The sequence below is a fragment of the Roseburia lenta genome (genome assembly GCF_014287435.1).
Lineage (GTDB): Bacteria > Bacillota > Clostridia > Lachnospirales > Lachnospiraceae > Pararoseburia > Pararoseburia lenta.
In genome coordinates, this window is sequence record NZ_JACOPG010000002.1 from 188841 (window position 1) to 201327 (window position 12487).

General features: G+C 46.3%; 9 protein-coding genes, 1 riboswitch and 1 other annotated feature. Of the genes, 2 read left to right on the plus strand and 7 right to left on the minus strand.

Annotated elements, in window-relative coordinates; all coding sequences use genetic code 11:
• Window positions 1-51 precede the first annotated feature (51 nt).
• Both H8R94_RS04875 and H8R94_RS04880 read right to left on the minus strand, forming a co-directional pair.
• A complete protein-coding gene (locus H8R94_RS04875) occupies window positions 52-2430 on the minus strand; it encodes a cation-translocating P-type ATPase (RefSeq protein WP_186854050.1) in 2379 nt (792 codons plus the stop codon).
• Between the two features lie 98 nt (window positions 2431-2528).
• On the minus strand, window positions 2529-2783 hold the full coding sequence (locus H8R94_RS04880) for a heavy-metal-associated domain-containing protein (protein WP_118280684.1): 255 nt from the start codon (window positions 2781-2783) through the stop codon (window positions 2529-2531).
• Window positions 2784-3065: 282 nt separating this feature from the next.
• Window positions 3066-3170: riboswitch (glycine riboswitch) on the plus strand.
• Between the two features lie 75 nt (window positions 3171-3245).
• On the opposite strand from H8R94_RS04880, the gene H8R94_RS04885 reads away from it, so the two are divergent.
• Window positions 3246-4670 carry an alanine/glycine:cation symporter family protein gene (locus H8R94_RS04885; RefSeq protein WP_118280222.1) on the plus strand — a complete coding sequence of 475 codons (1425 nt, stop codon included), beginning with the start codon at window positions 3246-3248 and terminating at the stop codon, window positions 4668-4670.
• Window positions 4671-4739: 69 nt separating this feature from the next.
• Here H8R94_RS04885 and H8R94_RS04890 read toward each other — a convergent pair whose 3' ends face one another.
• The 4 genes from H8R94_RS04890 to H8R94_RS04905 form a co-directional block, all read right to left on the minus strand.
• Window positions 4740-7175, minus strand: coding sequence for a glycoside hydrolase family 3 protein (locus tag H8R94_RS04890; RefSeq protein ID WP_178011269.1), 2436 nt, complete (start codon window positions 7173-7175; stop codon window positions 4740-4742).
• A gap of 119 nt (window positions 7176-7294) precedes the next feature.
• Entirely contained in the window at window positions 7295-7717 is a 423-nt protein-coding gene (locus H8R94_RS04895; protein WP_118280224.1) for an HIT family protein, read from the minus strand.
• A gap of 77 nt (window positions 7718-7794) precedes the next feature.
• Window positions 7795-8769 (minus strand): zf-HC2 domain-containing protein, encoded by a 975-nt coding sequence (locus H8R94_RS04900; protein ID WP_118535203.1) that lies wholly within the window; start codon window positions 8767-8769, stop codon window positions 7795-7797.
• On the minus strand, window positions 8762-9247 hold the full coding sequence (locus H8R94_RS04905) for an RNA polymerase sigma factor (protein WP_186854285.1): 486 nt from the start codon (window positions 9245-9247) through the stop codon (window positions 8762-8764). The genes H8R94_RS04900 and H8R94_RS04905 overlap by 8 nt, the downstream gene beginning before the upstream one ends.
• Before the next feature lie 164 nt (window positions 9248-9411).
• Window positions 9412-9612: a binding site (T-box leader), on the plus strand.
• Window positions 9613-9668: 56 nt separating this feature from the next.
• On the opposite strand from H8R94_RS04905, the gene thrS reads away from it, so the two are divergent.
• Window positions 9669-11444: a threonine--tRNA ligase gene (gene thrS, locus H8R94_RS04910; protein ID WP_243238463.1), complete on the plus strand. Its 1776-nt coding sequence runs from the start codon at window positions 9669-9671 to the stop codon at window positions 11442-11444.
• Window positions 11445-11605: 161 nt separating this feature from the next.
• On the opposite strand, the gene H8R94_RS04915 is transcribed toward thrS, so the two are convergent.
• Window positions 11606-12469 (minus strand): aldo/keto reductase, encoded by an 864-nt coding sequence (locus H8R94_RS04915; RefSeq protein ID WP_186854051.1) that lies wholly within the window; start codon window positions 12467-12469, stop codon window positions 11606-11608.
• Between the last annotated feature and the right edge of the window lie 18 nt (window positions 12470-12487).

A 12487-nucleotide genomic window follows, 5' to 3' on the forward strand; every position in this document is an offset into this window, starting at 1 on the left:
GGCACTTACATTTTATTATGTTCCATTGAATGAACATATATTATATAACACCTAAAATTTACAGTCAATTTTTTCAACCAAGAGTGACAGATAACGCAAAAGGGACTCTGCCGCAAAGGCAAAGACGACCATCAGAAGGACGCAGACTTTTGACATAGCGCTTAAGGCAAACAACTGATGGCAAAAGATCCCTGCAAAGATCAGTCCTGCGATATTGCCGATCACAATGGCATATTTGATGCCACTCATCGGTTTGGATATCTTGATCAGGATCATAAAGCCGACCACACACAAAAGCAGGGTCGCCGCTGTCGCAACATCTTCCGGCGGAAGGGAAAAGACCTGCCCGCAGATCACCAGCGCACCGACTGCCAGAACATCCGTCAGCCCTGCCGGAAGTGCCCGCACTAGGACCCCTCGCATAAAATGTCCCTTGATCCGCTCGCGGTTTGGCTCCAATGCCAGCAAAAATCCCGGAATACCGATCGTAAACATACTGATCAAGGAGATCTGTGACGGCTCCAGTGGATAAGTGATCATAAAAAGCGCCGAAAATACCGACATCAGAAGGGAGAATATATTCTTTACCAAAAAGAGGCTGGCAGAACGACCTACATTATTGACGACCTGTCTGCCCTCATATACAACCTCTGGCATTTTTGCAAAATCCGAATCGAGGAGGACGACCTGTGCCGCCTGCGCACACGCCTCGCTACCGGATGCCATTGCCACACTGCAATCCGCATCCTTCATTGCCAGGATGTCGTTGACACCATCGCCTGTCATGGCAACGGTATGTCCTGCCTCCTGCAAGGCTTTGACGATCAACTGCTTCTGCTTTGGCGTCACCCTGCCAAAGACGGCGTAACGTTCTACGGCATCCCTTATCTTTGCCTTACTATCCAGTGTCGTCGCATCGACGTAATTCTCTGCGCCCTCGATCCCGGCACGCTTTGCAACCTCAGACACCGTCTGGGGATTGTCTCCGGAGATCACTCGGATCGCCACATCCTGCTCTTTAAAATAAGAAAAAGTCTCCTTTGCATTGGCACGGATCGGATTGGATAAGGTCACATAGCCCAGTGGTAAAATGCCGTCCGCTTCCTGCTTGGCAAATAAAAGCAGACGGTAGCCCTTTTGCACATAAGACGCGATTTCCTCTGCGATCGCATCATAGGAATCCTTCATAATAAATTCCGGCGCGCCAAGAAAATAGGTGCCGTCCGAAAAGGTCATACTGCCGTATTTATTTGCAGACGAAAAGGCTTGGATATGAGACGGTCTACGCCTGCCCGCTTTGGCTTCCGGCATCTTATCTAAGGCTGCCCGCAGCGCATCCATCGTTGCATTGTTATCCGTGGAGGCATAGACATAATCCGCCAGCATCCCCTGTAGAGCCTCACGATCCCACAGCCCTTTGTCGCCTTCTGCCCCATTTTCTTCCATGACCTGTCTGCGCCATAAAATATGGGAAACCTGCATACCCGGCTCCGTGATCGTCCCTGTCTTATCTACGCAAAGAACATCGACCCGCGATAAGGTCTCAATGCTTTTCATATCATGCAAAAGCACCTTTTTCGTTGCCAGCCGGATGGTTCCCAGCGCCAGTGCGATCGTTGCCAGAAGGTAGAGTCCTTCCGGTATCATGCCAATGACGGCTGCCACGGTCGCCGTCACACTGCGGGCGATCGTTTCCCCATTGAAGAAATAACTCTGCGAGAATAAGACAATACCGATCGGTATGATGGCGATTCCAACCCACTTGACCAGTTGGTTGATCGACCGGATCATTTCGGATTGCTCTGTGCGTTCCATGGACTTGGCTTCCAGCGATAACTTGGATATATAAGAATCCATGCCCACATGGGTCAGTCGGGCATAGCACTGACCGGACACCACAAAACTGCCGGATAAAAGTTCGTCACCCTGCGTCTTGTTGATCTCATCGGATTCGCCTGTCAAAAGCGATTCATTGACCATGACCTCTCCGGATAGGACACTGGCATCCCCGCAGATCTGGTCGCCTGCCCGCAGCAGGATCACATCATCTTCGACCAGTTCTTCCGAGGCGACCTGCTTTTGACTGCCATCACGCACCACGATCGCATGCGGCGCATTTAAAATGCTCATCTTTTCCAGCGTTCGCTTGGCGCGGATCTCCTGTATGATCCCAATCAGGGTATTTGCAATGATGATCGGTAAAAATGTCAGATTGCGGAAAGATCCCACCAGACATAAGAGAATCGTGATAACGAGAAAGATAAAGTTAAAGTAAGTAAATGTGTTCGAGCGTATGATCTCTGCGGTCGTCAGACCCGTACCCACATCCGCACGATTGTCCTTTCCCTGTCGAATCCTTTCCTCTACTTCCGCCGCACAAAGACCTCTGATCTCGGTCTCTGTCTCTTTGTCCTCAGGGAATATTGTCATAAAGTGCCACGCTCCTTACTGCCATTTCTTACCATCAGAATAAAACATGACACCTGATTTCGCAATAAAAATTCTATAAAGATTTTCTTAAATTTTCTTTACTTTAGGAAGCCAAACAGTCCCTTCTTTTCGTATGGCTTGCTCTCGTAAGAAACCAGTTCATAACCAATGGCTTTGATCTCCTTTTTCAGCCATGGGATATCCAGTTCATTCTCGCTGATAACTACGGTCTCGCCATCTTTTGCAGAGGAGGTGACCTTTTTAATCTGGCAATTCTTGCGCACGACATCATTCATATGCGCCTCGCACATACCGCACATCATCCCATCGATCTTTAAAGTTGTCTGTATCATAATTTCTATGATCTCCTTTCTTTTATATACCCCCATCGGGTATCTACGTCTTATATATACTCCTGCTTTTTTCTACTGTCAAGCCTTTTTGTTAGTCTTTGCTAACTTCATACTTTTTCACTTTATCTCAAAATTGTATGCAAACTATTGAAATCCATAGGAAGAACCTATATAGTAGTGATTGGAGCAATTTTCGAGATGAAGTTTGCAGGAAAACGACGTTTTTGTCTACCGAAGGAGTAACACTCTCAGGTGCCGGCCGTGCCGGTGCAACTGCAAATGGATCGACTCTCTGGAGACACCCGGACACGACGAGCCGGGGGCCGAAGGTGCAAGATGCGTGCATGCACGCAGGAATCTCTCAGGCAAATGGACAGAGAAGATATCTATCTTTCTATTTTCTTTCCAATCTCTCCACAAGAATTTTGCATCCCTTACTAAAACGAAAGAGGTATGAAAAACATGTGGAACTTTATCAATGATGTTTTAACAACAATCGATGACTTTGTGTGGGGTGTCCCACTCATGGTGCTGATCCTTGCCGGTGGTCTGCTTTTGACCGCAAGACTGGGCTTCTTGCAGATCCGAAAACTTCCTCTGGCACTCAAATGGATGGTCAAAAATGAGGACGAAGGTCATGGAGAAATTTCCAGTTTCTCTGCACTTTGCACTGCCTTAAGTGCTACGATCGGTACCGGAAATATCGTCGGTGTTGCTACGGCAGTCGGCACCGGTGGTCCCGGCGCCTTGTTCTGGATGGTCGTTACCGCCTTCTTTGGTATGGCGACCAAATATGCAGAGGGATTACTTGCCGTGAAATATCGTGTCGTTGCCCCGGACGGGCACAGCCTTGGCGGACCTTTTTATTATATCGAGCAGGGCATGGGAAAAAAATGGACCTGGCTCGCCAAGTTATTTGCCTTCTTTGGCGTGTGCGTAGGACTTTTTGGTATCGGAACCTTCAGTCAGGTCAACGGTATCTCCTCCGCTGTACATAATTTCTTTGATCCGGCAGATGCCCACACGGTAAAACTTTTACCTTTCTTAGGCGATTATTCCTGGGCGGTCGTTATCGCCTCTTTGGTACTTGCCTTTTGTGTGGCTGCCGTACTGATCGGTGGTGTCAAGAGAATCGCAAGTGTCAGCCAGATCATCGTTCCTTTTATGGCAGTTATTTATATCGTATTTGTTCTGAGCCTTGTGATCTGCAATATTACTGCCGTTCCGGCTGCTTTTAAGACGATCGTGGTTGCAGCCTTTACACCAAAAGCGATCACAGGTGGTGCCGTCGGTTCCATGTTAGTCGCTATGCAAAAGGGTGTTGCCCGCGGTATCTTTTCCAATGAAGCAGGACTTGGTAGCGCACCGATCGCCGCTGCTGCCGCAAAGACAAAAGAGCCGGTACGTCAGGGACTTGTCAGCATGACCGGAACCTTTATCGATACCATCGTGATCTGTACCCTGACCGGTCTTTCCATCGTACTGACCGGTGCCTGGCAGGTAGACGGTCTGGAAGGTGTTGCCGTGACGACCTATGCATTCCAACAGGGGCTGCCTTTCCCGGCAGAGGTATCTTCCTTTATCCTTATGCTCTGTCTGGTATTCTTTGCCTTTACGACCATTCTTGGCTGGGACTATTACAGTGAGCGTTGTCTGGAATATCTGACAAAGGGCAATCAGAAAGCCATCAAGATATTCCGCTGGCTTTATATCTTTGCCGTCTTTATCGGACCATACATGACCGTCAGCGCTGTCTGGACGATCGCAGATATCTTTAACGGTCTGATGGCACTGCCAAACATGATCGCACTCTTTGCCTTAAACGGTGTAGTTGTTGCCGAGACAAAGAAATTCTTTGAACGGCATAAAAATGGAGAGATCCAATAAAATGCATTTCATACAAAAAGGGAGCCTGTGACTGATTCTCCAGTCACAGGCTCCCTTCTGTTTTTATGCTTATTTTTCTACTAATTTTCTTGCCATCTTAAGCACTCTGGTCGCATTGATCCGTACCTGTTCCTCGGATACGTCACCTTCCTGAATGCCCTTTTTCAGATCTTCGTAATCGCTCTTTCCGCCCGGCATAAAGAGGTCGCCACCGGCAGCGGCTACAAATCTTGCCAGAGAATTGCGGTTAGCAGAACGCTTGTCTGCGGTCATTGGTACAACCCAGTCTGTCATAACAATGCCTTCATAGCCATATTCACAGCGTAAGATGTCCTCGATTAAGCCGCGGTTTTCTGCGGTATGTACGCCATTTAAGAGGTTGTAGGAAGTCATCACGGCATGCGGCTGTGACTTCTTTACGCAGATACCAAAGCCCTTGGTATAGATCTCACGCATGGCACGCTCAGACACATGGCTGTTGTTGGCATAGCGGTTCAACTCCTTGTTATTGGCAGCATAATGCTTGATGGTCGTTCCGCATCCCGGATGCTTCTGCACGCCATTTGTGATCCCTGCCGCCATCAAACCGGAAACCAGCGGATCTTCTGAATAATACTCAAAGTTTCGTCCACAGCGGATAGATCTGTGGATGTTGAGTGCCGGAGCCAGCCACAGATGTACGCCGAACATTTCCATTTCATAGCCCACGATATCGCCATATTTTTCTGCCAGATCTGTATTGAAAGACTGGGCAATGGCTGTACCGATCGGGATGGCTGTGCAATACTGGGTCTTTACTTCCGTTCCAGCCTTCGGTCCCTTATTTCCGCCCATGATCAGTTTTGAGAAAAAGAGCATCGGCTTTGGCATGTAGTCCATAAAACTTTCCGGAATACCTGCCTGCCCTACTGCATGCAAGCCCTTCTCATCGCGATAGTATTCTCTCGCCAGACGAAGGCCCGCAGGACCGTCTGCCATAACAAGGGATGGGAAATCTTTGACATGAGTCGTTGTCTCACCTGCTGCACCGCAGACCTGTGATCCGGCGCTGCCGATGATGGATGCCAGTCCACCCTTGTTTGGATCATGTCCGCCGATGTTCATCAGGGCTGCCTCATCGATAGACAGCGCCTCCACTTCCGGCAAGATCTCATATTTTGGCTGGTAATCTACCTGCTCTGTCGTAAAATCATCTGCGCTTAAAGTGATGACACAGATATCTGCCGGAATATTTTCTGTCTGGCCAGCCTCTGCACGCAGGTCTGTAAATCCCGGATCTCCCAAGACATTCTTTGCCACCAGAGTCGTAACGTCTTCTTGCAGACGAAGCAGAGCGACCGGAGCCGTATCCTGGCTGCTTACGCCCATGCGCACGATATAGTTGCCGGCTTCCAGAATATAAGAAGCAGATGCCTCATCATAGGAAGCAAAATCAGAAAGGGCAAAGGTAATGGCTACTTCCTGGCTCTCTCCCGATGCCAGTTCCTTAGTCTTGGCAAATCCGCAGAGATCCTGATATGCCTTATCCAGTTTTACGCTTGGAGCCGATACATAGACCTGCACCACCTGCTTACCTGCCCGCTGACCTGTATTGGTCACCTGTGCGCGCACCGTGATCTTTTCGCCGTCTGCGCTGACACCGGACAGTTTGTGTGCAAATTCTGTATAGGACAAGCCATAACCAAATGGAAAGAGTGCCTTTTTGTGGAAGGAATCAAAATAGCGGTAGCCGACATAGATGCCTTCCTGATATCTGGTATCATTGATGTCCTCAAAGTCATCCATCGGCGCATACTGATCCCATGCCGCCCAGGTCGTTGCCAGTTTACCGGATGGATTCTGTCTGCCAAGCAGGATGTCTACCAGGGCTGTTCCGGTATCTACGCCAAGTTGTGAAAGGACTAAGATATTCTTGACCTCCGTCACATCGGACAGATCGACTACGCCACCGACATTGAGTACCAGCATGAATTTATCATACTTTTCATTGAGGGCTAAGATATCTCTCTTTTCCGTAGCGGATAATTTGATCTCTCCCTCTTCTACCGGACGGTCATTTCCCTCACCGGAAATACGGGACAATACATAGATTGCCACGTCGCCCTGCCCCTCCAAAGGGATCTGGTAATTTGGTTCCGGCATGGATTTTCCCATGGCATAGACCATGACATTCTGATGGTTCGCCTTGGCTTCTGCCTTCATACGCTTGATAAAATCCGTCTTTGCCTCTGCGCGCTTGGCATCATATGCGTCCAGCCACGCCTTGGTCGTGATCTCAAAGCCTGCCTGCTCTAAGCCCTCTTCGATATTCACAGAATAGTGTGAATTGACTTCGCCGGATCCGGTTCCACCCTTAACTGTCAGGCGCACACCACTACCAAAGGCTGCGATCTTGCCTGCCGCCTCCAGTGGAAATTTACCATCTTTTTTCAAGAGTACGGTACACTCGGCAAGTGAGCCTTTGACCGCCTCTGTATGTTTCTTTTCATATTCCATCAATTCCATAAAAAAGTCCTCCCTGTTTGTCTGAGCACATACTGACTTGTGCAATTTATACTCATTATAAACCAGAAGGACTCTCCTCACTATTAAATTTTTGATTTTTTTATCAAATATTTAGGCAATTATGCAAGTGCCTTACGATATTTTTCTACCATTTCGGTATATTCTGCATCGCTTAAAGTCTTGACCTGTGGATTCATGGCAAAAACGCCGCCCCACTCATATTCATTTTCATACTTTGGAACCAGATGAAAATGTAAATGGTGTCCGGTATCTCCGTAAGCGCCATAGTTGACCTTATTCGGATGGAAGATCTCATGCATGGCATTTGCCACCTTTGCAATATCCTCCATGTAAGCCGCTCTTTCTTCCGGGCTCAGTTCGATCAACTCGCTCACATGCTTCTTGTGTGCCACGATCACTCTGCCCGGATGGCTCTGCTCCTTAAATAAATATACCTTGGAAGTCGGCAGTTCGCAGATCTTGATACCAAAAGCATCGACCAGTTCTCCCTCTACGCAGTATGCACAATTTTGATCTATCATGTCCTGATTCTCCTCTCGTTTTCCTTTGTGACTGTCTTTATTATACGCAGACCCAGGGCAAATAGCAATGCATGACTTTAGGCTTTGATTCTCTTAGACTGTCCCTTTTGCCGGAGCAGTCCAATGACAAAGAGGACGATTGCCAGCCCAAGGGTGATCGCAAGGATCCAGCCTCTGAGATCCAGCGGTGTCTCTCCCGCCTTTGTCATCACAGAAACCGATACCCAGCCGAGAGCATTTCCAATGGTTCCCCAGATACCAACCAACAATGATAAAACTGCTGTCTTCATCCAACCATTCCCCGGTAAATAACGATAATCGCAAAAGATTGCCCAGCCAAGAGCAACAAAAAATGTACCCGGAAGGAAAAGATCCTGCGTATAAATTGGATTATCGATAGCAAACATAACCATCATCAGATAAAACCAAATCGTATCCCATGCCACCGTCAGAAGTGCTTTCTGGTTCACCAGCGTTTCCGGCAAGTCTAACTGTTTTACCACAAATGGCGCAAAAACCAAAGAAAGACCAAACATCGTTGAGCAGGCAATCTCGCCAAACGTAATCCAGTTGCCATGGTCAAAAAACATTTCCACAATAAAAATCAAAAGAATCAATGCAGCTGTCGATGCCACAATGGTCTTTGCCAGCTTCTTTCCTCGCGATAACAGTGGAACTACTGTAAAACCTGCCACTAATAGCATAGATGCCATAATTGCCGCATCCGTCTTTAAATCAGAATAGCCCGGAAGTGTCATGAGAAGCGCAATGACAATTGGTAACAATAAGAGTCCTGCAATAACTACTGCTGTCTTATATGCCAACGTACGCTCCCTTTTTGCATGGTGTTCCAGCACTTCTTTTGTCTCATCAGCAAGTGCCATATCCATTTCCGTCTCATCCATTTCCTGCAACAGTGTTTTACACGTACGGCATTCCTGCAAATGATTTTCCACCATTTTGCGACTTGCACCACTACACACACCATCATGATAGAGTGGCAAAATATCCTGCACTACCTCACACGGTAATTTCTGTTCTATATTACTCATCTTCTTCTAACCTCTCTTTTATTTTTATTCTTGCACGGTGATACGTCACACGCGCCCAACTATCTGTTTTTCGAAATATCGAAGCAATTTCCGCAAATGACAATTCTCCAAAAACACGAAGTTCAAACACTTCTTTATATGGTTCTTCCATATCATGCAAAATCCGATGAATAGACAACGAAGTTTCACGTACGACAAAATCTTCCGTCACATCCGAAGCACACACTGCCTCCTGCTCTGGTTCCACAGCCTCTGCAATTCTGCCATTTTTACGGAAGTAATCATAACACTGATTTTTCGCAATCGCGCACAACCAGGTGTATGGGCTGGATGACCCTTCGTATTCACTTTTTGTAGTCATTGCTTTCACAAAGGTATTTTGTGTGATTTCTTCTGCTGCAGCAGGATTTTTTACGATATTCATCACGTACGAATATACCTTCATAAAATACGTTCGATATAGCTTCTCGGTATCCAGTCTTTCTCACCTTCCTTTCCTTTTTTCGTAGGTTAGACGATGTTTTCCCTATTTTGTTACAAAAAAATTTAAAAATTTAGGAAATTTTTCCACTTTTTCAAAATCCATTGAATTTCCGCCATTATTATACTATAATGAAGCAGATTTAGAAATGAATAGTACCCATAAAAGCAATGATGAAGAGAGTAATGCAATCAAGTTCTCACAGAGAGAGGAACATATGCTGGAAGTTCCTTAGAAACGGATTACATGAAGACCACTTCGAAGCTGTACGTAGAAGGATGATTCCGAAGCGTTACCGGATAGCCCCGTTACAGGCTGCAAGAGTAAAAATTAAGGTGGAACCGTGTGCAAGCACCCTTAGATGATGTATCAGTCTATGGGTGCTTTTTTCATACTAAAAATGAAAAGGAGAATGAAAATGGTAAATTTCAAAGAAGACGAGCGTCTGAATACGCTGAACCACTCATGTGCCCATGTGATGGCACAGGCAATCAAGCATCTTTACCCACAGGCTAAATTCTGGGTTGGACCAGTTGTCGCAGAAGGTTTCTATTATGATATTGACCTTGGCGATGACGTTATCCGTGATGAAGACATCGAAGCAATCACCAAAGAAATGAAAAAGGTCATCAAATCCGGCAAAAAGATTATGCGTCGTGAAGTTTCCAAGGAAGAAGCCTTGGAAATGTTTAAGGATGACCCTTACAAGTTAGACCTGATCGAGGATCTTGAGGATGGCAATATCACGGTTTACGATCAGGGCGATTTTACTGATCTCTGCCGTGGACCTCACGTAGACAATGTAAAACTCTGCAAGCACTTCAAGTTGATCCGCCACTCCGGTGCTTATTGGAAGGGCGACAGCAAGAACAAGATGCTCCAGCGTATCTACGGCGTATGTTTCCCAACACCGGAAGAACTGGATGCACATTTGCAATTATTAGAGGAAGCCAAAGAAAGAGACCACAGAAAGATCGGCAAGGACATGAACCTCTTTATGGTAGATGACCTGGTTGGTCGTGGTCTTCCAATGTTCCTGCCAAAGGGATACACCATCTGGCAGGAATTAGAAAACTATATCAAGCATAAAGAGAGAAAACTCGGTTATCTCCATGTTATGACTCCATGTGTCGGCACGGTCAATCTTTACAAGACATCCGGTCACTGGGATCATTACAAGGAAAACATGTTCCCACCAATGGAAATGGAAGGCGAATCCTTTGTACTTCGCCCTATGAACTGCCCGCATCACATGATGATCTACGCAAACAGAAGACATTCTTACAAAGATCTGCCGATCCGTATCGGTGAGATCGCTCATGACTTCCGTTATGAGTCCAGCGGAACCTTAAAGGGTATCGAGCGTGGCAGACATTTCTGTCAGAATGATGCCCACCTCTTCGTGACACCGGAACAGATCAAGGAAGAATTTACCAGCGTTGTAAATCTGATCTTTGATACCTATAAGGATTTTGGAATTACCAACTATCGTTGTGTACTTTCCCTTCGTGATCCGGCGAATAAAGAAAAGTATCATGATGATGATGAAATGTGGAATACAGCAGAAGATGCACTGCGTGATGTATTAAACAGTATCGGCATCGAATACACCGAGGAGATCGGCGAGGCTGCTTTCTATGGTCCGAAACTTGACGTAAACGTACAGCCGGCGATCGGTAATGAGATCACACTCTCTACCTGTCAGTTGGACTTCTGTCTGCCAGCCAAGTTCAACCTCTATTATATTGACAGCAACGGCGAAAAGCAGACACCGGTCGTATTGCACCGTGCCATCCTTGGATCTTTGGATCGCTTTATGGCTTATATCCTGGAAGAGACCAAGGGAAATCTTCCTACCTGGCTTGCTCCTGTTCAGGTTCGCGTTATGCCGGTCAAGACAGATGACGACGGTCTGAATGCTTATGCGCAGGAAATCGTAGATGCCCTGGAAGATGCAAATGTCCGCGTAGAACTTGACGACCGTGCCGAAAAACTCGGCTACCGTATGCGTGAGGGACAAGTTCAGAAAGTACCTTATCTGCTGGTTGTCGGATTTAATGAAAAGGATGACCGTACCGTTTCCTTCCGTCTGCATGGCGAAAAAGAAACAACAGTCCTTCCTTTGGATGACTTTGTAGAAAAGATCAAGACAGAGATCTCTGAGAAATCCAGAGAGCACATCCATGTGAACTAATCATTAAAACCCCACAGATTCCTGTGGGGTTTTTTAAGTGTATATGTCAGATTTTGATTATACGCAAGTATTATAACTCTATCTTTAATGATTATACGCCCATTCTATAAAGTCATATGTTCATGCTGCATACGTGGCAAATAATATATGGTTTCTTCCTATTACATCTTTCCTCCATATACAGGGAAGCTGCTGGCTGCACCGTAGTTTTCAATCTTCTTGAAGTTCTTAAGCACTTCCATATCCTCTGCACTGATTGTGAAGTCAACCTTTGCGTTGCTTTCCATATGCTCTGGATTAGCTGTTTTTGGAAGAGATATAGCGCCAAGCTGTAAAGTATAGCGGATGCAAAACTGTGGCACAGATACTCCATATTTGTCTGCAATTGCCTTGATTTCAGGCTGGCTTAAGATCTCACCATGTGCGATCGGAGAATATGCCTCAATTGCAATATCATTTTTCTGGCAGAAATCAATCAGTTCTAATGGTGTGTTGCTGATATGACAGAGTACCTGATTTACCATTGGTTTGATCTCTGCGGTCTCCATCAAGCTTTCTAAATCGCCAATCTGGAAATTAGATACACCGATTGCTTTCAATTTTCCTTCACTGTATGCTTCTTCAAGTGCTCTCCATGCTGCGCGGTTTCCTTCCACATAGCGGTTTTCGCTCTGGTTCACCTCTACCCATGGCTGGGGAGAGTGAATAATCATCATATCAAGATAATCCAGTCCCATTTTCTTTAAGGTCTCATCAATACCTGCCTTGGCTTCCTCATAAGTCTTATGTTCAGCAGCCACTTTTGATACGACAAAAAGTTCCTCCCTTGGCACGCCACAGGTTCGGATACCTTCCCCGACACCGCGCTCATTTCCATATGCCTGTGCAGTATCAATGTGTCTGTATCCCAGTTCCACTGCTGCTTTTACTGCGTCTGCGGCCTTATCATCATCAATAAACCATGTTCCCAGACCTAACTGCGGAATTTTTACTCCATTATTTAATGTTATTTTTTCATTATACATATTTTTCTCCATTCATTT

Coding starts and splice junctions, on each gene's coding strand:
- H8R94_RS04915 (WP_186854051.1), bottom strand. CDS start 12,469: ATGTATAATGAAAAAATAACATTAAATAATGGAGTAAAAATTCCGCAG.
- H8R94_RS04880 (WP_118280684.1), bottom strand. CDS start 2,783: ATGATACAGACAACTTTAAAGATCGATGGGATGATGTGCGGTATGTGC.
- H8R94_RS04890 (WP_178011269.1), bottom strand. CDS start 7,175: ATGGAATTGATGGAATATGAAAAGAAACATACAGAGGCGGTCAAAGGC.
- H8R94_RS04895 (WP_118280224.1), bottom strand. CDS start 7,717: ATGATAGATCAAAATTGTGCATACTGCGTAGAGGGAGAACTGGTCGAT.
- H8R94_RS04885 (WP_118280222.1), top strand. CDS start 3,246: ATGTGGAACTTTATCAATGATGTTTTAACAACAATCGATGACTTTGTG.
- H8R94_RS04875 (WP_186854050.1), bottom strand. CDS start 2,430: ATGACAATATTCCCTGAGGACAAAGAGACAGAGACCGAGATCAGAGGT.
- thrS (WP_243238463.1), top strand. CDS start 9,669: ATGGTAAATTTCAAAGAAGACGAGCGTCTGAATACGCTGAACCACTCA.
- H8R94_RS04900 (WP_118535203.1), bottom strand. CDS start 8,769: ATGAGTAATATAGAACAGAAATTACCGTGTGAGGTAGTGCAGGATATT.